General features: G+C 67.8%; 17 protein-coding genes. 13 read left to right on the top strand and 4 right to left on the bottom strand.

Annotated features, from left to right (window positions below):
- The first annotated feature begins 1 nt into the window (after position 1).
- From ACOMD9_RS08035 to ACOMD9_RS08060, 6 genes are all read left to right on the top strand, one after another.
- Entirely contained in the window at positions 2-580 is a 579-nt protein-coding gene (locus ACOMD9_RS08035; RefSeq protein WP_421413519.1) for a CvpA family protein, read from the top strand.
- A 58-nt stretch (positions 581-638) separates the two neighbouring features.
- Complete coding sequence (gene purF, locus ACOMD9_RS08040; protein WP_421413521.1) at positions 639-2,162, top strand: amidophosphoribosyltransferase; 1,524 nt, start codon at positions 639-641, stop codon at positions 2,160-2,162.
- 10 nt (positions 2,163-2,172) lie between these two features.
- Positions 2,173-3,369: an O-succinylhomoserine sulfhydrylase gene (locus ACOMD9_RS08045; protein ID WP_421413524.1), complete on the top strand. Its 1,197-nt coding sequence runs from the start codon at positions 2,173-2,175 to the stop codon at positions 3,367-3,369.
- 134 nt (positions 3,370-3,503) lie between these two features.
- The gene (locus ACOMD9_RS08050; protein ID WP_421413527.1) at positions 3,504-4,193 is read left to right on the top strand and encodes a type 1 glutamine amidotransferase domain-containing protein; all 690 of its coding nucleotides are present in this window, start codon (positions 3,504-3,506) and stop codon (positions 4,191-4,193) included.
- A 164-nt stretch (positions 4,194-4,357) separates the two neighbouring features.
- Positions 4,358-4,912 (top strand): cytochrome b, encoded by a 555-nt coding sequence (locus ACOMD9_RS08055; protein ID WP_421413530.1) that lies wholly within the window; start codon positions 4,358-4,360, stop codon positions 4,910-4,912.
- A gap of 62 nt (positions 4,913-4,974) precedes the next feature.
- Positions 4,975-5,559 (top strand): YceI family protein, encoded by a 585-nt coding sequence (locus ACOMD9_RS08060; RefSeq protein ID WP_421413533.1) that lies wholly within the window; start codon positions 4,975-4,977, stop codon positions 5,557-5,559.
- Between the two features lie 133 nt (positions 5,560-5,692).
- Here ACOMD9_RS08060 and ACOMD9_RS08065 read toward each other — a convergent pair whose 3' ends face one another.
- Positions 5,693-6,487: a 2OG-Fe dioxygenase family protein gene (locus ACOMD9_RS08065; RefSeq protein WP_421413535.1), complete on the bottom strand. Its 795-nt coding sequence runs from the start codon at positions 6,485-6,487 to the stop codon at positions 5,693-5,695.
- Positions 6,488-6,899: 412 nt separating this feature from the next.
- On the opposite strand from ACOMD9_RS08065, the gene ACOMD9_RS08070 reads away from it, so the two are divergent.
- The 4 genes from ACOMD9_RS08070 (at position 6,900) to ACOMD9_RS08085 (ending at position 12,709) form a co-directional block, all read left to right on the top strand.
- Positions 6,900-8,633: a putative bifunctional diguanylate cyclase/phosphodiesterase gene (locus ACOMD9_RS08070; RefSeq protein WP_421413538.1), complete on the top strand. Its 1,734-nt coding sequence runs from the start codon at positions 6,900-6,902 to the stop codon at positions 8,631-8,633.
- 117 nt (positions 8,634-8,750) lie between these two features.
- Positions 8,751-10,040 carry an MATE family efflux transporter gene (locus tag ACOMD9_RS08075; protein ID WP_421413743.1) on the top strand — a complete coding sequence of 430 codons (1,290 nt, stop codon included), beginning with the start codon at positions 8,751-8,753 and terminating at the stop codon, positions 10,038-10,040.
- 212 nt (positions 10,041-10,252) lie between these two features.
- Entirely contained in the window at positions 10,253-11,512 is a 1,260-nt protein-coding gene (locus ACOMD9_RS08080; protein ID WP_421413541.1) for a D-amino acid dehydrogenase, read from the top strand.
- A 384-nt stretch (positions 11,513-11,896) separates the two neighbouring features.
- The gene (locus tag ACOMD9_RS08085) at positions 11,897-12,709 is read left to right on the top strand and encodes a hypothetical protein (RefSeq protein ID WP_421413544.1); all 813 of its coding nucleotides are present in this window, start codon (positions 11,897-11,899) and stop codon (positions 12,707-12,709) included.
- A 152-nt stretch (positions 12,710-12,861) separates the two neighbouring features.
- On the opposite strand, the gene ACOMD9_RS08090 is transcribed toward ACOMD9_RS08085, so the two are convergent.
- Together ACOMD9_RS08090 and ACOMD9_RS08095 are read right to left on the bottom strand one after the other, a co-directional pair.
- Complete coding sequence (locus ACOMD9_RS08090; protein WP_421413546.1) at positions 12,862-14,049, bottom strand: amino acid aminotransferase; 1,188 nt, start codon at positions 14,047-14,049, stop codon at positions 12,862-12,864.
- Positions 14,050-14,388, bottom strand: coding sequence for a 4a-hydroxytetrahydrobiopterin dehydratase (locus tag ACOMD9_RS08095; RefSeq protein ID WP_421413549.1), 339 nt, complete (start codon positions 14,386-14,388; stop codon positions 14,050-14,052). It lies immediately after the preceding gene.
- Positions 14,389-14,602: 214 nt separating this feature from the next.
- Between ACOMD9_RS08095 and ACOMD9_RS08100 the strand changes: the two genes are divergently transcribed.
- The gene (locus ACOMD9_RS08100) at positions 14,603-16,165 is read left to right on the top strand and encodes a sigma-54-dependent transcriptional regulator (protein ID WP_421413551.1); all 1,563 of its coding nucleotides are present in this window, start codon (positions 14,603-14,605) and stop codon (positions 16,163-16,165) included.
- 45 nt (positions 16,166-16,210) lie between these two features.
- A complete protein-coding gene (locus ACOMD9_RS08105) occupies positions 16,211-16,843 on the top strand; it encodes a hypothetical protein (protein ID WP_421413554.1) in 633 nt (210 codons plus the stop codon).
- Positions 16,844-16,853: 10 nt separating this feature from the next.
- Here ACOMD9_RS08105 and ACOMD9_RS08110 read toward each other — a convergent pair whose 3' ends face one another.
- On the bottom strand, positions 16,854-18,815 hold the full coding sequence (locus tag ACOMD9_RS08110; protein WP_421413556.1) for a RecQ family ATP-dependent DNA helicase: 1,962 nt from the start codon (positions 18,813-18,815) through the stop codon (positions 16,854-16,856).
- 156 nt (positions 18,816-18,971) lie between these two features.
- Here ACOMD9_RS08110 and ACOMD9_RS08115 point away from each other — a divergent pair, with 156 nt between their 5' ends.
- Positions 18,972-22,655, top strand: a complete 3,684-nt coding sequence (locus tag ACOMD9_RS08115) for an ATP-binding protein (protein ID WP_421413558.1) — start codon at positions 18,972-18,974, stop codon at positions 22,653-22,655.

The following is a 22,655-nucleotide window of genomic DNA, read 5'->3' on the forward strand; positions in this document are numbered from 1 at the left end:
CATGGCGCTGACCTGGGTCGACTGGATCTTCCTCGCCGTGCTGGCCGTGACCACCCTGGCCGGCTTCATGCGCGGCCTGGTGCGCGAGGCGCTGGGTCTGGCGGCCTGGATCATCGCGCTGCTGGCAGCCCGGCTGCTGGCCGAGCCGGTGGCGGAGCTGCTGGCCGGGTTGATCGACAACCCCGATGCCCGCCTGGTGCTGGCCTTCGTGCTGGTGATCTTCGCCGTGGTGCTGCTCTGCGGTATCGTCATCCGCATGATGCATGCCGCCATCGAGTGGGTGGGCATGGGGCTGTTCAACCGGGTGATGGGGGCGGCCTTCGGGACCGCCAAGGGCGCGGCGATCCTGGTGCTGGGCACCATCCTGATCACCCTCACGCCACTGGCCCAGCTCGAGGCGTGGCAGGAGGCCGAGCTGCGTCCGACCTTCGAGCAGCTGCGCGACTGGGCGGTGAGCCAGCTCGAGGCGTGGGAGGGACGCCTTCCCGAGACGCCGGAGTCGCTGAGCGAACTCTCGCTGCCCGGCAGCGAGCGACATGACGCGTTGTCCGACGAGGCGACGACGACCCCTGACGAGTGAATCCCGGGGTGGCGCCTGGCGTGGCCACCCTGAACCAAGGCAAGCGAGGTAAGGTGGAATGTGCGGTATCGTGGGCCTGATGGCCAAGCAGGCGGTGAACCAGGGCATCTATGACGCCCTGACGGTGCTCCAGCATCGCGGACAGGATGCCGCCGGCATGATGACCTGGCATGAGGGCCGCTTCCTGCTGCGCAAGAGCAACGGCCTGGTGCGGGACGTCTTCCACACCCGTCACATGGCACGCCTCAAGGGCTTCCTGGGCATCGGCCATGTGCGCTACCCCACCGCCGGTTCCGCCAGCGAGGCGGAGTCGCAGCCGTTCTACGTCAACTCCCCCTACGGGATCTCGCTGGCCCACAACGGCAACCTGACCAATTCCGACCAGCTCAAGCAGGAGCTGTTCTCCTCCGACCTGCGCCACATCAACACCAGTTCCGACTCCGAGGTGCTGCTCAACGTCTTCGCCCACGAACTGGGCAAGCAGGGGCTGCACCTGGAGCCCGGCGACATCTTCGACGCGGTGCGCCGGGTGCACCGTCGCTGCCGCGGTGGCTATGCCGCCGTGGCGATCATCAACGGTGTCGGCATGGTCGCCTTCCGCGACCCCCACGGCATCCGCCCGGTGGTGTTCGGCACCCGTGACGAGGGGGCGGGCCAGGAGGTGATGATCGCTTCCGAATCGGTGGCGCTGGACGTGGGGGGCTTCGAGCTGCATCGCGACCTGGACCCGGGCGAGGCGATCTTCGTCGACATGACGGGCACCATCCATACCCAGCAGTGCGCCGACCGGCCGCGGCTCGCCTCGTGCATCTTCGAGCACGTCTACCTGGCGCGGCCCGACTCCATCCTCGACGGCGCCTATGTCTACGGCACCCGCATGCAGATGGGCCGCAAGCTGGGCGACCGCATCCAGAACGAGTGGCCGGAGCATGACATCGACGTGGTGATCCCGATTCCCGACACCTCGCGCACCTCGGCACTGGAACTTGCCCAGCACCTGGGGGTGACCTACCGCGAGGGCTTCATGAAGAACCGCTACATCGGGCGGACCTTCATCATGCCGGGCCAGACCCAGCGCAAGAAGTCGGTGCGCCAGAAGCTCAACGCCATCGACGTCGAGTTCAAGGGCAAGAACGTGCTGCTGGTGGACGACTCCATCGTGCGCGGCACCACCTGCAAGCAGATCATCCAGATGGCCCGCGAGGCCGGTGCCAACAAGGTCTACTTCGCCTCCGCCGCGCCGCCGGTGCGCTACCCCAACGTCTACGGCATCGACATGCCGGCGGCCAACGAGCTGATCGCCCATGGTCGCAGCGAGGCCGAGGTGGGCGAGCTGATCGGCGCCGACCGCATCTTCTACCAGGATCTCGACGACCTGAAGGCCGCCTGCCGCGAGGTCAATCCCAACCTCGAGGCGTTCGACTGCTCGGTGTTCGACGGCAAGTACGTCACCGGCGATATCGACGACCGCTACCTGGCGAACCTGGAGGCGTCGCGCAGCGATGCCGCCAAGCAGGAGCAGAGTGTCGGCGACCACGCCCTGGTGGGGATGCACAATCAGGACGACGACATCGACGACTGAGGGGGCCGTCATGGATCAGCAAGAGTCTAGTGAAGTCACCTGGGCGCTGGAGACCCTGGCGATCCGCGCCGGCCACCGGCGTACCCACGAGCAGGAGCATGGCGAGCCGATCTTCCCCACCTCCAGCTTCGTCTACGGCAGTGCGGCGGAGGCCGCGGCCAAGTTCGGCGGCGAGGAGCCGGGCAATATCTACTCGCGCTTCACCAACCCCACGGTACGGACCTTCGAACAGCGCCTGGCCGCCATGGAAGGGGGTGAGCGCTGCGTGGCCACCAGCTCCGGCATGGCGGCGATCCTCTCCACGGCCCTGGCGCTGCTGTCGGCCGGCGACGAGATCGTCGCCTCGCGGTCGCTGTTCGGCTCCACCGTCAGCCTGTTCGACAAGTACCTGGGCAAGTTCGGCATCACCACCCGCTACGTCGAGCTGTCCGATCTCGCCGCCTGGGAGGCGGCGATGACGCCGGCAACCAGGCTGCTGTTCGCCGAGACGCCCTCCAACCCGCTCTCCGAGGTGGTCGACATCGCGGCGCTGGCCGAGATCGCCCATCGCCATGACGCGCTGCTGGCCATCGACAACTGCTTCCTGACCCCGGCATTGCAGAAACCGATCTCGCTGGGTGCCGACCTGGTGATCCACTCCGCGACCAAGTACCTGGACGGGCAGGGCAGGGCGATCGGTGGCGCCGTGGTGGGACGCGACAGGGAGCTCGAGGAGCTGTTCGGGGTGGTGCGCACCTGCGGGCCCTGCCTGAGCCCCTTCAATGCCTGGATCTTCACCAAGGGGCTCGAGACCCTGAACCTGCGCATGCGCGCCCACTGCGACAATGCCCGGATCCTGGCCGAGTGGCTGGAAGCCCACCCGGCGGTGGAACGAGTCCACTACAGCGGCCTGGCCAGCCACCCCCATCATGAACTCGCCGCCCGCCAGCAGCAGGGCTTCGGCGCGGTACTGGGCTTCGAGGTGAAAGGGGGGCGTGCGGCGGCCTGGTCGGTGATCGACGCCACCCGGATGCTCTCCATCACCGGCAACCTGGGCGACGTCAAGACCACCATCACCCATCCCGCCACCACCACCCACGGACGCCTGAGCGACGAGCAGAAGGCCTCCTCCGGCATCACCGAGGGGCTGATCCGGGTCGCCGTGGGGCTGGAGTCGCTGGATGATATCCGTACTGACCTCGCCCGGGGCCTCGACGCCCTGGCGTGAAGCGCCCTGCAGCTCGCCAGTGACGCCCGTCCCGCCTTCGGTGGGGCGGGCGTTGCCGTGTCCGGGCTTGAACTCTCGCCGGACATCGCCATCTCAGCAGGGCATGCATTCACTACCGCCCAAGGAGGGCAGCGATGAAGATCCTGATGGTACTGACGTCCCACGACCGCATGGGCGATACCGGCCATGCCACCGGCTTCTGGCTCGAGGAGTTCGCCGCCCCCTACTACGTGTTCAAGGATGCCGGCGCCGAGATCACCCTGGCCTCGCCGAAGGGCGGCCAGCCCCCGGTGGATCCCAACTCCCGGGCCGAGGAGGCGCTCACCGAGGAGACCCGCCGCTTCGAGGCGGATGACGCGGCCAAGGCGCAGCTGGCCAGCACGCGAAAGCTCGCCGAGGTCGAGCTGGGCGACTTCGACGCGCTCTTCTTCCCGGGTGGCCATGGCCCGCTCTGGGACCTCACCGAGGATGGCGATGTGACGCGGCTCATCGAGGGCTTCCTGGCCGCCGAGCGCCCGGTGGGCGCGGTCTGCCATGCGCCGACCGTCCTGCTCGCGGCGCGCACCCCCGAGGGCGAGCCGCTGGTCAAGGGCCGGCGTGTCACCGGCTTCGCCAACAGCGAGGAGGAGGCCGTCGGCCTGGCCGGCGTGGTGCCGCACCTGCTCGAGGATGCCCTCAAGGCACGGGGAGCACGCTACGAGCGCAGTTCCGATGACTTTGCGCCCTTCCAGGTGCGCGACGGCCTGCTGGTCACCGGACAGAATCCCGCTTCCAGCGCCTCCACGGCGCGCTTGCTGCTCGAGGTGCTGACGGAACGCCATTGACGTTCCGGTTTCGCCGAGCGCCGCCATGCCGCTCGTCGCCTGCCATGTGACGGGCGACATGCGGTTTTTACGAACGATCTGTTCGGCTTTTTTCAGCGGTTGCTGATGATGCGCTGCGATAAGCTCTTCGCCAACGTCAGCAAGGATACCGAGGAGCCGTCGACATGTGGCGCAATACCCGTTCGGGCTGGGGCATCGTCAGCATCATCTTCCACTGGCTTGGCGCCGTGGCGGTGATCGGGCTCTTCGGACTCGGCTGGTGGATGACCGGACTCGGCTACTTCGATCCCTGGTACAACCTGGCGCCCTGGTGGCATCGCTCCATCGGCATGCTGCTGCTCTTCGCCACCCTGCTGCGGCTGGCGTGGCGTTTCGCCAATCCGACCCCGGTGGCCAGGGGGCGTCGTCTGGAGCGCCTGGCGGCCCACCTGGGCCATGTCGCCCTCTATGTGCTGATGCTGGTGGTGATGGCCAGCGGCTACCTGATATCGACGGCTCGCGGCCGCGGCATCAGCGTCTTCGACTGGTTCGAGGTGCCGGCGCTGGTCAGCCAGCTCCCCAACCAGGAGAGCATCGCCGGCGAGATCCACTGGTACAGCGCCCTGGCCTTGATCCTGCTGGCCGCGGGGCATGCCCTGGCCGCACTCAAGCACCACCTGATCGACCGCCACGACATCCTCGTTCGAATCCTCAATCCGGCGCACTCCCGGCGTCCCTGAGTCGGGTGCGCCGCTTCCACGAGCCACCCGCGGGTGGCCCACTTGCCAAGGAGACATCACCCATGCCGAAGAAGACCGCGCTCGCCGCTGCCCTGACCGCCGCCGCCCTGGTACCGTTCTCCCAGGCCCAGGCCGATGACTACGTGATCGATACCGAAGGCCAGCACGCCTTCATCCAGTTCAAGATCAACCATCTCGGCTACTCCTACATCCTCGGCAGCTTCGAGGAGTTCTCCGGCCAGTTCCACTACGACCCCGAGAACCTCGAGGCATCCAGCGTCGAGATGGAGGTCGACGTGAACAGCCTCAACAGCAATCACGCCGAGCGTGACCGCCACTTCCTCAGCGATGACTTCCTCGATGCCGGCGAGTATCCCACCGCCACCTTCGTTTCCACCGGCTTTTCGCCGGACGGTGACGACACCGGCGTACTGACCGGTGACCTCACCCTGCACGGCGAGACCCGCGAGATCGAGATGCCGGTGACCCTGGTGGGCGAGGGTGAGGATCCCTGGGGCGGCTACCGTGCCGGCTTCGAGGGGGCCACCATGCTGACCCTGGCCGACTTCGGCATCGACATGAGCGACTTCCCCGAGGTCATGCACGAGCTCGAGCTCTATGTGACCTTCGAGGGCGTGCGCCAGTAAGCCGGCAGTTACCACGGCACCCTGCCTGGATCTTGCAACGGCCGGGCTTGGCGACGACACCCCCGGGTTTTCACCCGGGGGTGTCGTCGTCATGAACCGTGACGCCGGGGCTCCCTGTCCCGGTGCCCGGAGCTCAGTGGGTTTCGTTGAGCACCGCCTCGGGGAAGTGCCGCCGCAGGATGCGGTTCTGGAAGTCGTCCACGAAGCGGCTGTTGATGATGATGATGAACCGCTCGAACGGGAGGGTGGCGTCCTGCTGGGCGATGCCATCCACGCTGTGGTAGAGACGGTCATCGCACAGGTGCAGGATGTCGCCGGGGGCCAGGGTGGCATCCGCCAGGGGACGAGTCCCGGCCTTGTCGGCATAGAGATGGTTCTCGGCACCGGTGACATTCTCCCGGTTCAGGACCAGGATGCTCAGCGCCTTGCAGCCATCCGCATGGATGCCCTGACCCTGCAGGGGGTCGACCCGGCCGTCGCCACGCACCCCGGTGATCTGCATCAGGATCGGTTCCCGGGGGCCGATGCCCCAGAGCCGTGCCCAGGCGCGGACGAAGGCCTTGACGTCGGAGCGCGCGAGGAAGTCGGGCGTCAGCGGATCGTAATAGCGCAGGCGGTCCGCCATGCTCTCGGCATCGTTGAAGGACCCGCCCTGTGCCATCGGGCAGTCTCCCATCACTTCGACATCGCCGTGTGAATCCAGGGTCAGCCAGGACATGCGCTTCCAGCGCCGGTTGACGTAGGGATCCCGTGGCAGGTCGGCGACGAAGCCTTGCCAGGCCTCGAGGTCGATCCGGCTGCGAATATCGGTGAGGCTCCAGTGCTGTTGCCGCAGGGTGGTGGGGACCTCCGGCGACCAGTAGTCGGCGAGCGGGTCCAGGGGCATGGTGGTGACATCGAAGCCGTGCTTGAGGATTTCGAGTTTCATGGTCTTTCTCCTGTTGCTTGGGCGGAATTGCCCGGATGTCCCCGGCGAGAGAACGACGGCGACAGTAGAAAAATGAAAAGGTTTGAAACTGAATGTCAAAAATATGTACGAAAAACTACCTATCCCTCTGATCTGTCCACGGCGAGTCCGGCCTGGGTCGCCAGGATGGGATCCGTGATAACGCATCGTTAGGCCATTACCGACGAACGCATGTAGGATGAGGATGAAAGCATGATGGCCGTTACCAACCCGGGGTAATGTCGAGCATCGTCATGCATCGATGAGGAACTTCATGACCGGTCGCGATTCCCGTCTCCGGCAAGGGCCAGGATGCCTGCCACAGGAGAGGCACAAGGATCGTTGCGACGCCCCAGAACCCGACGCTAGCGGTGGCCGTACCGAGGACACCGGCATGCAAGAAGTGGCGCTGGTCCGGCGCCAGTACCTGGAGAGCGAGCAGCGATTCCGAGCCTTGCTGGAGAGCCTGCCCAAGGTGGCGGTGCAGGGGTATGATCGGGAACGTCGCGTGATCTACTGGAACGAGGCCAGCACACGCCTCTATGGATATACCGCCGAGGAAGCCCAGGGATGCCTGCTCGAGGACCTGATCATCCCCGAGTTCATGCGTGAGGGGGTCATCCGGGCCCACCGCGACTGGGTTCACCAGGGGGTCGAGATTCCCGCCGAAGAGCTCGAACTGAAACACAAGAGCGGTGAACTGGTCTCGGTGTTTTCCCACCATGTCATGCTCGGGGAGCATACCGACTCACCGCTGATGTTCTGCGTCGATGTGGACCTGTCCGACCAGAAGCAGGCACGGCGTGACCTGGACTTTGCCACCCGCTTCGATAGCCTGACCCATCTGCCCAACCGCCGGACACTGGAGATCGAGCTCGACGCCCTGCTCGCTTCCTGCCAGCGGCAGGACACCGTCCTGGCACTGGTCTACCTGGACATCGATCACTTCGTGGACATCAACGATGCGCTTGGCTACGAGCAGGGCGATCGATTGCTGGTCGAGCTGGCGCGCCGCCTGCGCGGTTGCCAGCGGGTGACGGATCTGCTCGCGCGGGTGTCGAGCGACGAGTTCGTCCTTGCCTTTCCCGGCCTGCATCGAGAGGGCGATGTGCGGCGTCTGGTGGGCAATGTCCAGCTGGCCCTGCGCGATCCCTTCCTCCTCGATGGCCGGGACCGCCAGGTGACCGCCGGTCTCGGGGTGGCGCTCTTTCCCGAGAACGGTACCAGCGCTCGTGAGCTGATCCGCAATGCCGATGTCGCGAAGAATCGCGCCAAGCTGGAGGGTCGCGGCGGGCTGCAGTTCTTCGAGCAGCACCTGCATGATGAGCTGGTGCGACAGCACCACCTGATCACGCAACTGGAGCAGGCCCTGGAAAACGGGGAACTCTGCCTGCATTACCAGCCGCAGGTCTCCGCGGTGAGCGGGAGGGTCGAGAACCTCGAGGCACTGCTGCGCTGGCAGCCGGCGGAGGGGCCCCCGGTGGCGCCAGCCGAATTCATTCCGCTGGCCGAGCGTTCGGGGTTGATCCATCGTCTCGGCGACTGGGTGATCCAGGAGGCCTGCCGCCAGCAGGTGGAGTGGCGGGGAAAGGGGTTCGGCGAGCAGCGCATCGATATCAACGTTTCCGGTCGTCAGTTGCTTCGCCCCGATGCCCTGCAGCGGTTCGAGGCCTGCCTCCTGCGGCATGGCCTCGGGTATCGCGATATCGGCATCGAGCTCACCGAGAACGTGCTGATCGAGGCGGACGAGTCGGTGCTCGATGGGCTCCGAAGGCTCTACCACCGGGGCATGCGTATCGCCATCGACGACTTCGGCACCGGCTACTCATCACTGAGCTATCTCAAGCACTTTCCGGTCACGGCGCTGAAGATAGACCGCAGTTTCGTGCATGACGCCCCGCACCAGCCCGAGGATCGGGCGATCATGGAGGCGGCGATCTTCATCGGCCATCGGTTGGGTCTCGAAGTCGTCGCCGAAGGGGTCGAGAATGTCGAGCAGCTGACCCTGCTGCGCGAGATGCGCTGCGATCTCATCCAGGGGTATTTCTTCTATCGGCCGATGCCGGCCGAGGCTATCGAGCGGTTGCTGGCGGGTCTCGTTCCCGGCCATCAGGGATTCTCGGGCTGAGCCCCGAGCCGCTTTGACGTAGAATGCCCGGTCGCATCGCGTTGTGGAGTCCCCGTGTCCGTTTCCGATTCCGACCGCCCCTCGCTCGGGCATACCCTGTGGCGCCAGACCTGGCCCATGGCCATCGGCGTGCTGGCGCTGCTCGGCTTCCAGCTGGTGGACAGTGCCTTCATTGCCCGCCTGGGCACCACACCGCTGGCCGCCCAGACCTTCACCTTTCCACTCTCCTTCCTGATCATCGGCATCCAGGTGGGGCTGGGCATCGCCATCGCGGCGCTGATCTCCCGTGCCCTGGGAGCGGGGGAGCAGGAGCGTGCCCGACGGCTCGCCAGCCTGGTGCTGCTGGCGGGCACCGCCACCATCGCCCTGCTGGCGCTGCTGCTCTGGGCGCTCCAGGTGCCGGTCTTCGGCCGCCTGGGCGCCGATGCCGCGACGCTGGCGCTGATCCGTGACTACTGGGCTCCCCAGCTCCTCGCGGCCTGGCTGGGCGCGGCCCTCTACTTCGGCTACAGCCTGTTCCGGGCCCATGGCGATACCCGGTTGCCGGGCAAGATGATGGTGGCCACCAGCCTGATCAACCTGCTGCTGGATCCTTTGCTGATCTTCGGCCTTGGCCCCTGGGCCGGGCTGGGACTGCCCGGTGCGGCCTGGGCCACCGTCGTCGCCTTCTCCTGCGGACTGCTGGTGCTGGGGCGCCGGCTCGGGAAGACCGACTGGTTGAGCTGGCAGGGGCTGGGCCGGGAGGCACGGGCGTCGGCGAGGCCCTTCGCCGGTATCGCCGGGCCGGCCATGATCAGCCAGCTGATGCCGCCGCTGGCCGCCATGCTGGCGATCTCGGTGGTGGCCACCCTCGGCGAGGCCGCGGTGGCGGCCTGGGGCCTGGCGAGCCGCCTGGAGACACTGTCGTTGATGGTGGTCCTGGCCATGACCATGTCGCTGCCCCCCTGGCTGGGGCGCTGCTACGGTGCCGGCGACTGGGACCAGGTGCATCGGCTGATGCGCCTCGCCCTGCGGGTCGTGGTGGTCTGGCAGCTGGGGCTCGGGCTGGTCATGGCCTTGCTGTCACCCTGGGTGGCGCTGGCGCTCTCCGGCAATCCGGAGGTGCGTGGCGACCTGGCGCTGCTGATCCGCTTCCTGCTGCCGAGCTATGCCGCGCTCGGCGTCTGCATGATCGTCGTCTCGGCGGGCAATGCCCTGGGCTGGCCACTGCGTGCCATGCTGATGTCCGGGGCGCGCCTGTTCCTCTTCTACCTGCCGTGCCTCGGCATCGGGGCCTGGCTGGGGGGCCTGGCCGGGCTCGCCGCGGGCGCGGCGGTGGGGAACCTGCTGGCCGGGCTGGTCGCCTGGCAGGTGCTGCGGCGCATCCTGGCCAGCCCGGCGCGACGGGAAACAGAGGTGTCCAGTTGATCTGTCTTTTAATCTGTATTAATTCGGGTTTTTATCATGCATTTAATGGATAATACGCATGATATATAAATAATAATGACAATAAACAGCATCATTTTCTGATGTTCCTTCCCTACACTGCCCGGGGCGTCCGGTACCGCACCGGACGTCGCTCGTTTCGGTTCACCAACAAGCAGAAGGCCCGACACCGGGCCGGCATGGGGAGAGAGGCAATGAAGGTACTGATTCTCGGCAGCGGCGTCGTCGGCGTCACCAGCGCCTACTATTTGGCCCGCCAGGGCCATGAGGTCACGGTGGTCGATCGCCAGCCGTCGCCGGCACTGGAGACCAGCTACGGCAACGCCGGCCAGGTCTCCTTCGGCTTCTCTTCCCCCTGGGCGGCCCCCGGCATACCGCAGAAGGCCGTCAAGTGGATGTTCCAGGAGCATGCCCCGCTGAAGATCCAGCCCAGGATGGATCCGGTCATGGCCCGCTTCATGATGCAGATGCTCGGCAACTGCAACGCCGAGCGCTACATGGTCAACAAGGAGCGCATGGTGCGCGTGGCCGAGCACAGCCGTGCCTGCATCAACGCGCTGCGCGAGGAGACCGGGATCCGCTACGAGGATCGCCAGCGTGGCCTGATGCAGCTGTTCCGCCACGAGAGCCAGGTGGAGGCGGTGGCCAAGGACATGAAGGTACTCGAGCAGTGCGGCGTGCGCCATCGGCTGCTGGGGGCCGACGAGATCGCCGGCGTGGAGCCGGCCCTGGCCCGGGTGCCGGGCAAGTTCGTCGGCGGCCTGCACCTCCCCGATGACCAGACCGGCGACTGCTACCTGTTCACCAACCGCCTGGCCGACTACTGCCGTGACCGGCTCGGGGTGACGTTCCGCTTCAACGTCGACATCCAGCGCATCAAGCGCAGCGCCGGCCAGGTGGAGAGCGTGGTGACAAGCGTCGGCGAGCTGACCGCCGATGCCTACGTGGTCTGCCTGGGGAGCTACTCGCCTTTCCTGGTCAAGGACCTGGGTATCAAGCTGCCGATCTATCCGGTCAAGGGCTACAGCCTGACCGTGCCGGTCACCGACGATGGCGGCGCCCCCCAGTCCACGGTGATGGACGAGACCTTCAAGGTGGCGATCTCGCGTTTCGACGATCGCATCCGCGTGGGCGGCACCGCCGAGCTGGCCTCCTACAACCTCGACCTGCTGGAGAAGCGCCGGGCCACCATCGGCATGGTGGTGCGCGACGTCTTCCCCGAGGGCGGCGACGTGGCCAGTGCCGAGTTCTGGACCGGCCTGCGCCCCATGACACCCGACTCCACGCCGATCATCGGCGCCACCAGCGTCGACAACCTGTGGCTCAACACCGGCCATGGCACCCTCGGCTGGACCATGAGCTGCGGCAGTGCCCAGCTGCTGGCGGATCTGATGAGCGGCAGGGCGACGGCCATCGACCCCAGTGGCCTGGACGTCTCCCGTTACGCGGCCTGATTCCCGCCTGCTCCACGTCCCCTCCGATGCCCCGTCTTCTCGACGGGGCGTACCGGTGCGGCTGCCTCTTGCGCTGCTGTCCCGGTGATCAGGGCTGTCGCGCAGCACCGACGCGGCCATCGTCAGTCGCACTGGCCATGCCCGCGTTTTTCCGCCCGGCGTCGTCGCCTCGTGACGACAGTTTCCGCGACTTCCTGACTGCGGGAGCATGGCAGGCGCTTTCTTCTCTTGTGCAACTATCCGATATGCAGTGCTTTTCCAGCTTCTGGCATGGTCTTCGCTGGAGCAGGGCAGGAACTCTGCCCGCTGCGGCGAGCGACTCAGGGAGGCGTCATCCCTGTCCACGGAGAGCAGCCCCGGGGAAGTGGGGCACAAGGAGGCACTATGAAACTCAAGACCCTGACAGCCAGCATGGCACTGATCTTCTCCGGCATGGCCGTCCAGGCCCAGGCCGTGGGCCTGGAGGACGAGATGGCAACCGGTGGTTTCTCTGCATCACCGATGATGACCCAGTCCAGTGACACGCTCCTGCTGGCGGCAGCCGATGGCGGTGCGGATGGTGGTGCCGACGGCGGCGCCGATGGTGGCGCCGATGGTGGCGCCGATGGTGGTGCCGATGGCGATGCCGATGGCGGTGCCGATGGTGGTGCCGATGGTGGTGCCGACGGCGGTACCGATGGTGGTGCCGATGGTGGTGCCGATGGTGGTGCCGATGGTGGTGCCGATGGCGATGCCGATGGTGGTGCCGACGGCGATGCCGATGCCGGTACCGACGGCGATGCCGAGACCGATGCCGGCCTGGACGCCGAGGGCGATACCGAGGCCGACACCGAGGCCGACACCGAGACCGGCCTGGATACCGAGGGCGAGACCGAGGCCGACGCCGAGACTGGCCTGGACGCCGAGACCGAGACTGACGCCGAGACCGGCCTGGATACCGAGGGCGAGACCGAGGCCGACGCCGAGACTGGCCTGGATGCCGATGCCGATGCCGATGCCGATGCCGATGCCGAGGCGGACACCGACGTGGATGTCGAGGCCGATGCCGAGGTCGATGAGGAGGCCAGGACCAAGGCGCCCGGGCTCGACCGTGCCACGGAGCGTGCCGCGGAGCCCGCCAAGGGGCGCCTCGAGGCGGTTCGGGATCGAGTGCGGGGCATGTTCGGCGGGGACGATGACCCTGCCGGGGAGAACTGAGGCCTGGGCTGCCCGGGCAGGTCGCCCGGGCTCTCCCCTCGGCCTGGCCCGCGCCCGGCGCTCGCTCCGGGCCCGATGGCGACGGACGAGGTCGGCGCATGCAAAACGCCCGGGAAAGTTCCCGGGCGTTGCGGTTGGGGCGCTGGCGACGATCAGTTGACCGCGGCGATCGCCTTGGCCAGATAGGGCAGGTTGTCGTGGGAGAAGCCCGCGACATTGGCCCGGCCGGAGCGCACCATGTAGATGCCGAACTCGTCGCGCAGGCGGTCGACCTGCTCGGGCGTCAGGCCGGTGTAGGAGAACATGCCGCGTTGCTCGGCGACGCAGGCATACTTCTGGTCGAGGCCGTAGGGCTTGAGGGCCTCGACGAAGTCGCGACGCAGGGTGTTGATGCGGTCGCGCATCTCGGTGAGCTCCTCGCGCCACACGGCGGCAAGCTCCGCCGAGTGAAGGATCTCGCTGACGATGGACCCGCCGTGGGCCGGCGGGTTGGAGTAGTTCTCGCGGGCCACGATGGCGATCTGCGAGCGGACGTTCTCCATCTGCTCGTTGTTCCTGGCCACCATGATCAGGCAGCCGGTGCGCTCGCAGTAGATGCCGAAGTTCTTGGAGCAGGAACTGGTGATGATCACCTCGTCGAGGTTCTCGGCCATCAGCCGGACGCCGTAGGAGTCCTCGTCCAGCCCCTCGCCGAAGCCCTGGTAGGCGAAGTCGATCAGTGGCAGCAGGTTGCGCTCGCGGACGACTTCCAGCACCTGCTGCCACTGCTCCCGGGAGAGGTCGAAGCCGGTGGGGTTGTGGCAGCAGGCGTGGAGCAGCACCACGTCACCCTCGGGGATGTTCTTGAGGGCCGCGAGCATGCCGTCGAAGTCCAGGCGGTTCTCGGCATCCACGTACGGGTACTTGTGCAGCGTCAGGCCGGCAGCCGGGAAGATGCCCAGGTGGTTCGGCCATGTCGGGTCGCTGACCCAGATGTCCTTGCCCGGCAACTGGTGGGCGATGAAGTCTGCCGCCAGGCGCAGGGCACCGGTGCCGCCGGGTGACTGGGTGGCACTGGCCCGGCCGGCCTCGAGCACGGGCGAGCCCTCGCCCAGCACCATGGGCAGGATCACCTCACCGTAGCTCGGGGCGCCGTGGGAGCCGATATAGGTCTTGGTGGTCTCGTTCTTGAGCAGCAGGGCCTCGGCTTCCTTGACGGCGCGCATCACCGGGGTGTTGCCCTGGGCGTCCTTGTAGACGCCGACGCCGAGATCGACCTTCTGGGGATTGGTATCCTTCTTGAAGGCCTCGATCAGACCGAGGATGGCATCCCCGGGAACCCGCTCAATGTGTTCGAACATTTATTTCGCTACCTCGTCGGTTCTGGCGGCAAGAATGAAATCGTTCCTGTGCAGGCCGCCGATCTTGTGGGACCACCAGGTCACGGTGACCTTTCCCCATTCGGTCAACAGGGCCGGGTGGTGTCCGGCGTCCTCGGCGATCTCGCCGACGCGGTTGGTGAAGTCGAGGGCCTGCTGGAAATTGCGGAACGTGAAGATCCGCTTGAGCTTCATGATGCCATCGCGCTCGATGATCTGCCACTCGGGAATCTCCGTCCGGTACTGCTCGATCTCGGCGTCGGTGACCGTCGGGGCGTCGGCGGTGCAAGCCTCGCACTGCAGTTCGTGAAGCTGGCTCATGGTACCTCCTGCCTGTCGTCGGGAAGTGAGACACGGGATGTCCTGACTCGAAAGGTCGTGCAGCGGGCCGACAGCGTCAAGCCGGGGAGGGCGGCATTGAGCCGCCCGGGGTGTCACGTTATCTTGACAGGAGAGTCACGCCCGCGTGACGCCCTTTCATGGCGAACGACTGCATGGCGGTCTTCGCCCCCGACCGACGAGCGAGCCCGCCCCGATGCGACTGAGGTTTCACTGCCAGAACCGGATCGGCATCCTGCGCGATATCGTCGCCCCCTTCGCCGACTACGGCCTCAACGTGGCCCGCGGCGAGGTGGGGGGCGAGCATGGCAACGCCATCTACCTGCACGTGCCCAACCTGCTCAACGCCCAGCTCACCACCCTGAAGCCGGAGCTGGAAGCGGTGCCCGGGGTGTTCGGGGTGCGCCGGGTGAACCTGATGCCCAGCGAGCGGCGCCACCTGGAGCTCGATGCGCTGCTCTCGTCGCTCTCCGACCCGGTGATGTCCATCGACATGGAGGGGCACGTGGTGGCAGCCAATCGCGCCGCCGGGCAGCTGCTCGGCGTGCGCATCGACGAGGTACCCGGGCTGTCGCTCGACCGCCACCTGCCCGAGGTCGACCTGCCGGGGCTCATCCGGCGCAACAATGCCCGGGTGAACGGCCTGCGCATCAAGCTGCACGAGACCACCTTCCTCGCCGATATCGCCCCCCTGCACCGCGAGCACCAGGAGGACGTGGCCTCGCTGGCGGGGGCCGTGGTGACCCTGCATCGGGCCGATCGTATCGGCGAACGCATCTACCAGGTGCAGCGCCAGGAGCTGCGGGGCTTCGAGGCGATCTGCCAGGCGAGTCCCCGGCTCGAGTCGCTGATCCGTGAGGCCCGGCGCATGGCGCCGCTGGACGCCCCGCTGCTGATCCAGGGCGAGACTGGTACCGGCAAGGAACTGCTGGCGCGGGCCTGCCACCTGGCCAGCGCGCGTGGCCAGGCGCCGTTCATGGCGCTCAACTGTGCCGGCCTGCCCGAGTCCATGGCCGAGACAGAGCTGTTCGGCTATGCCCCCGGCGCCTTCGAAGGGGCGCGCCCCGAGGGCAAGCTGGGCCTGCTGGAGCTGACCGCCGGCGGCACCATCTTCCTCGACGAGGTGGGGGAGATGAGCCCACGCCTGCAGGTCAAGCTGCTGCGCTTCCTGCAGGATGGCGGCTTCCGGCGCGTGGGCAGCGACGAGGAGACCTGGCTCGATGTCCGGGTGATCTGCGCCACCCAGCAGGACCTGCCGCGACTGTGCGCCGAGGGCCGCTTCCGTCAGGACCTCTACCACCGCCTCAACGTGCTCTCGCTGACCGTACCGCCCCTGCGCGAGTGCCGTGACGGCATCGAGTGGCTCGCGACCCACTTCATCGACCGTGCCGCTCGGCAGATCGGCTGTCGCCTGCCGGCGCTCACGCCAGCCGCCCTGGCGCGCCTCTCCGCCTACCACTGGCCCGGCAACGTGCGCCAGCTCGAGAACGTGCTCTTCCAGGCGGTGTCGCTGTGCGAGGGCGAGACCATCGAGGCGTCGCACCTGCGCCTGCCGGACGTGGGCGACGTGCCGGGACTGGCCGGCATCGAGCTGGAGGGGTCGCTGACCGAGATCCTCACCGAGGTGGAGCGCCGGATACTGGTGGCGCTCTACCCGCAGCACCCCTCCAGTCGCCAGCTTGGCAAGCGGCTCGGGGTCTCGCACACCACCATCGCCAACAAGCTCAAGCGGCATGGGCTCGGCGGCGAGGAGGCATGAGGGGCCGACTGCTAGAGTAAGGGCATCCCGGCAAGGAGTGCGTCGATGCCTGACAACGGTCACCCCCGTCCGGCCGACGGCCGCCTTCCCCTCTGGCTGAAGCTGGCCTTCACCGCCTGGATCCTCGGCTGGGCGCCGACATTCGCCGTGCTGCTCGGAACCCAGAACTACTTCTGGCTGTGCAACCTGGCCAACTTCCTGATCCTGGCGGGGCTCTGGTCCGAGAGCCGGCGGTTGATCTCGATGCAGCTTCTCTCGGTGCTGCTGGTGGGCAGCTTGTGGGCGCTTGACGTGGGCACCGCCTGGCTCACCGGGGTTCACCCCATCGGCGGCACCGAGTACATGTTCAATGCCGAACAGCCCCTGCTGACCCGGCTGCTGTCGCTCTATCACCTGGTGCTGCCGGTGGTGGCGGGGCTGGCCGTCCGGCGGCTGGGCTACGATCGCGGGGCCCTGGCCTGGCAGACCGGCCTCACCTGGCTGGTGATTCCCGCCACCTGGCTGTTCACCGATCCCGAGCGCAACATCAACTGGGTTCATGGCCCCTTCGGCCAGCCCCAGGAGATGCTCGATCCCCTGTTCTACCTGGTCATGCTGATGCTGCTCTGGCCGCTCGTGATCTACCTGCCGACGCACCTGTCGATGTGCTGGCTGCAGGACCGCGGCTGGCTGAAGTGAGCCGGTCGCGTCAGTGCTGCCCGACCCAGTCGCGCACCTCGGCATAGGGGTAGCCCTCCAGCGCAGCGAAGCCGGGCAGCCGTCGAGCCTTGAGGCGGGTGAACAGCGGCGTGGTGATGCCGCACAGGAAGCGCGCCAGCAGGTCCGGCGTGGCGGGGTGGCCATCGCCCTGGGTGGCCAGGCGCGTCTTGAGTTCACCGACCAGCTCGTCCGGGTGGCGGCCCTTCAGCGGGGCGCGCTCGGGCCCCTGGGGAAGCCGTGCGGGCTGGCCGCGGCAGGCCGAACAGTGGCCGCAGTGCTCAGGGGCACGGTCGTCGCCGAACCACTCGGCGAGTCGCCGGCTCAGGCAGCGGTCGCTCTCGAAGAGTTCGAGCATGGCGTGCAGCCGGGCGATCTCGGCCTGCTCCTTGTCCCGGAAGTAGCCGTGCAGTTCGTCGGCCAGCGCCGCCGGGTCGAGGTCGGGGCGCAGCACCTCGTAGACCTCGGTGAGCTGGCGGCTCTGCAGCTCGAGCCAGCCCTTGTCGACGAAGTAGTCCAGGGCGGTGATCACGCGGGCCCTCCCGGTATCCAGGCCGCGTTCCCGGCCGAGGGCCTCCAGCGTCGCGAAGTCGAGCTCGTGCCAGGTACGGGCGCGCTTGGCGGCATCCAGGATCGCCTGGACGAAGGCGCGGCGCTCGCCCTGGAAGCGCTCGACCAGTGCCTCGGGCTCGCACAGCAGCTTGAAGCGGTAGTCGGCGAAGTAGGCGTGGCGGGGCCGGATGACGCCCCGCAACTCGAGCTGCACCAGCAGTGTCTTGAGCGGCAATGGCCGGATGTTGGCGTGCTGCGAGAGGCCGTTGATCTGCAGCTCCCAGCGCGGGCCGGCCGTCAGCAGCTCGTCGATCACCCGGCGGATACCGTGGGGCTCGGGGGTGTCGCCGTAGACGAAGGTCTCCAGCACCCCCAGGGTGTCGCGGCCGGCCAGCATCAGGCACTCCGAGGACTGGCCGTCGCGGCCGGCGCGGCCGATCTCCTGGCTGTAGTTCTCGATCGACTTGGGCAGGTCGAAGTGCACGACGTGGCGGATGTCGGCCTTGTCGATGCCCATGCCGAAGGCGATGGTGGCGACGATGCAGTTCGTCCGGCCGGCCATGAAATCGTGCTGGATGGCCTCGCGGCGCTCGCCGTCGAGGCCGGCGTGGTAGGCGGTGGCGTTTATGCCCGCCTTGCCCAGGTAGGCCGCCAGGCGCTCGGCGGTCTGCTGCAGGGTGACGTAGACGATGGTCGGGGCGGGCGTGCCGCCCTGCAGCCGGGGGCGCAGCCAGTCGACCAGGGCCCGCGGGCGGGCATCGGCCGGCGTCGGGGCGACCCTGAGGTCCAGGTTGGGTCGGTAGAAGCCGGTGGCGGTGACGTCGGTGGCCTCGATGGCGAAGCGTGACCGCATGTCGTCGATCACCCGCGGGGTGGCCGTGGCGGTGAGCAGCAGCACCCGGGGGATGCCGAACTCGCGCTGGTGGTCGGGCAGCTTGAGGTAGTCGGGGCGGAAGTTGTGGCCCCACTCGGAGATGCAGTGGGCCTCGTCGACCACCATCAGCGAGATCGGCACCCGGCGGATGAAGGCGCGAAAGCGCTCGTTCTTGAGCCGCTCCACCGAGATCATCAGGATGCGGATCTCGCCACGGGTCACGCCCTCCATCACCGCCGCGGCCTCCTCGCGGCTCTGGCCGGAGTCGATGCTGGCGGCACGGATGCCGTGGCGCTCGAGGAAGGCGAGCTGGTCCTGCATCAGCGCCAGCAGCGGCGAGATCACCAGGGTCAGGTGGGGCAGGTGCAGGGCCGGGAGCTGGTAGCAGAGCGACTTGCCGGAACCGGTGGGGAAGATCGCCGCCGCCGAGCGGCCGGCCACCACCGCCTCGATCACCGGCCGCTGGCCGGGGCGGAATTGCCGGAGGCCGAAGACCTCGGTCAGGGTATGTTCGATGGTGCTGTCCATGGCCATGTCGTCCTGTAAACGGGCATCTCGCGTCGCGGGTCGGCTTCATCCTCGCAAGATAAGGCACGGGTGGGAATACCGCCGGTTGGTCGTGCATGACAGCGATAGGTAGAATGGTCGCTTGTGGCAAATCTCTAACCCCATCAAGGACGCGGCATGGCTCACCTGTTACGTATCGTGATGATCCACGGGCACCTCGAAGGCGTGGTGGAACTGAGTGTCGACGGTCACACCAATATCTGCGGCACCAATGCCTCGGGCAAGACCACGCTGCAGCGCCTGGTCCCGGTGTTCTACGGCGAGCTGCCCAACAAGGTGGTGCCCAGGACGCGTCTCAAGTTCGACGCCTTCTATCTGCCGCATCGCAACAGCTATCTGGTCTACGAGTACCGCCGCGAGGAGGGCGACGTCTGCCAGGCGGTGCTGACCCGCAAGAGCGAGGGCGGCGTGGAGTACCGCTTCGTCGGTGCTTCCTACCGCCCCGAGGACTACCTGGTGGAGAGCGAGAGCGGGGTCACCGGCCTGGACTATGCCCAGTGGGCCAACGGCCTGCGCCGCCAGGGCATCAGCGTGTCGCCAAAGCTGGGTGCCACCTCCGAGTACCGCTCGGTGATCCAGAACGACTTCACCCAGCACGGCGCCACCCAGGCCCAGGGCAGCCGCCGCGAGGGGTTGCGCCTGCGCCAGGTGGCCGCCCGCTTCAGCCTGGTCCGCCCGGGGCAGCGCATTCGCCACATCGAGAAGCTGGTCTCGGCGGTTCACGCCAAGGAGGGCAAGATGGACACCCTCAAGACCATGCTGGCGGCCATCTTCGAGGAGGACGGCGTCGAGCTCCCGGTGACCCGTATCCGCAACACCAAGGCGCGGGAATGGATCGACCGCATGCGCCAGTCGATGCGCCTGGAACCGCTGCAGCGCTCTCTTGCCGCCCTGCAGAGCCTCGATCGCGAGATCGCCGATATCGAGGCCTCGCTGTGGCAGCTGATGCCCCAGCTCGAGGCCGACCGCCACCGCGCCGAGCGCGAGAGCGCCGACCTCGACGCGCAGCTCGAGAATCGCCAGCGTGACTTCCAGGCCCGGGAGCGGGCCTACCAGGAGGCCCGCGATGCGCTGAACGATCGGGTAAGCCAGCTCGACAGCGAGCTCGACCAGACCCGCTGCGTGCTCGACGACCTGCAGCACCAGTTCGAGGCCTTCGAGGAGGCCGACATGCCCGGCCTGGCCCGCGACCTCGAGGCGCTGCCCCAGTGGCGCGAGCAGCAGCAACAGCTGCGTGAGCACCTGGAAGTGATGCAGCAGGCGGTCACGGAGAGCCGGGTGCGCCTCGACGCGCGGCTGGTGGAGCTCGGTGACCGGCTCGAGCAGCACGGCGAGGAGATCCAGGCGCTGATCGATGCCCTGGGCGAGGAGAAGGAGGCGTGCCGCGAGCAGCAGCGCGAGGCCGAAAGCCGCCTGGACGTCGACTACCAGAGCCGTCGCCAGGCGCTGGACGACGACTATCGTGCCCGCCTGGAGCAGGGCACCGCCCGGCTCTCCGAGCTCAAGGCGCAGCTGGCCCACGGCGCCCCGACCCCGGAGGAGGCGCGCGAGGCCGAGCAGGCCCAGGCCCGCGTCGACCAGGCCCAGAGCGAGCAGAGTGCCGCCGCGGCGGCTTTGGAGAGCGTGCAGGGAGAGCTCGACGAGCGCAAGCAGGAGCGGGAGCTCGCCGATCGCGAGCTGGAGCGAGCCCGTGCGCAGCGCGCGCAGGCCGAGGCCCGCCTGAAGGCGCTGCAGGTCCAGCGCGACCCCGCCCAGGGCAGCCTGCGCCACTTCCTGCGCCACCATCGGCCCGGCTGGGAACAGACCCTGGGCAAGGTGATCGCACCGGGGCTCCTGGAGCGCCGCGACCTGGCACCGCAGCTCAACGACGCCGCCAGTGACGACCTCTTCGGGCTGGCGCTGGATCTCGCCGCCATCGCGCTGCCCGACTACGCCCAGGACGAAGCCAGCCTGCTGGCCGAGATCGCGGCCGCCGAACAGGCCCTGGGCCAGGCCCAGGGCGTCGAGAAGGCCGCCGAGAAGGGGCTCAAGGTATGCCACGAGCGCGTGCAGGAAGCCGACGCACGGCTCGACCGCGCGCGCAGTGCACGACGTCGCGCCGCCGAGGAGGTGGACTATGCCCTGCAGGCCCGCAGCCAGTGCCAGCTGCGCCAGGCCGCCGCCCGCAAGGAGCGCGAGGCCGCCTGCCGCGAGGCCCTCGAGGAGCGGGAGGCCAGCCAGCAGGCGCTGCGTGAGGAGCAGCGCCGGGCCCTGGCGGCGCTCGCCGACAGCCACCGTGGCCAGCGCCTGGAGCTCACCGCCGACTACCAGGGGCGCCTGAGCGGGTTCGACCAGCAGATCGCCCAGCACCGCCGCCAGCTCGGTGAACTCAAGGAGGAGAACCGCCGCCAGCGCGAGGAATTGCAGGCCGCCTTCGACCGTGAGCTGGCCGAGCAGGGCGTCGATACCGTTCGCCTCGACGAGACCCGTACGCGCCTGGAGGCGCTCGGCAAACGCATTCGCCAGACCGAGGCGCGCCGCGAGGAGCTGGACGACTACGCGCGGTTCATGCGGGTGGAGTGGGGCGAGCGCAAGCCGCGTCTGGTGGAGAAGGAGGCGTCGCTGGCCCGCGAGCGCCAGGCCGCCGAGCGGGAGCGCGAACAGCACAAGGCCGACTTCCAGACGGCCAGGCGCGAGCACCAGGCGACGGTGAGCGAGCTGAAGCGCCGTCGCGACGGCGAGCAGCAGCACATCGAGACCCTCGCTCCCCTGCTCGCGAGGCTCGAGGCCCTGACCCTGGAACCGGCCAGCGAGCCACGCGGCGAGACACCGGGCGATGCCGCCGAGCGTATCGAGCGCACCCGGCAGGCGCTGGCCGACCACGCCAGGGCGCTCGACGAGTTGCGTCGCGGCTGCGAGAAGATCGAGAGCGACCTGATCAAGGGTGCCAGCGCCGATTTCCAGGCGACGCTCGAATCCGAGCGCGCCAAGCTGGAAGACGCCAGCCCGCGCCGCCTGCTGGGGGTGCTGGCCGAGATGCTCCAGCTGCTCGAGGGGCAGCAGCGCCAGCTGTTGCAGGAGGGGCGCAACCTGAGCGATGACCTCGACAAGTTCTTCACCGTGTTTCGCGACCTCAACCGGCGCATCAACGCCCAGAGCCGGCGGCTCTCCGACGAGGTCGCCGACGATCTCAGGCTGGAGGGCATCGGCCGCGCCGAGGTCAGGATCCAGTCGACCATCGACGAGCTGGGCTTCTGGGAGCCGCTCAAGCGCTTTGCCCAGCGCTACCGCGAATGGCGCGACTCCGGCCAGACGCTGCCCGGTGACGACTACCTCGACGCCCTGGCCGACGTGGTGGAGCTGTTGCGCAGCGACCAGCAGTACAGCTTCGAGAGCCTGCTGCGCCTGGAGCTGCACCTCAACGAGGGTGGCACGGATCTCGTGATCAAGAACGACCGCCAGCTGCTGGAGTCCTCCAGCCACGGCATGGCCTACCTGATCCTGTGCAAGTTCCTGCTCGCCTTCACGCGGCTGCTGCGTGGCCAGGCCGAGGTGGCCATCCACTGGCCCATCGACGAGATCGGCACCCTGGCCTATCACAACGTCGAGAAGCTGTTCGATGCCTGCGACAACAACCGCATCCATATCGTCGGCGCCTTCCCCAACCCGGAGTCGGACGTGCTGCTGCTGTTCCACAACCGCTACCTGATCGACCGCGACGAGGCCGCCCCGGAGAAGCGTCGCCTCAAGCGCATCGAACCGCGCCTGAGCCGCCTGGCCGAGCGCCTGCAGGCCCGCGCCGCCGAGGAGGTGTCCGCATGA

The sequence above is a fragment of the Halomonas terrestris genome, from assembly GCF_049166755.1.
In the GTDB taxonomy this organism is placed as follows: domain Bacteria; phylum Pseudomonadota; class Gammaproteobacteria; order Pseudomonadales; family Halomonadaceae; genus Halomonas.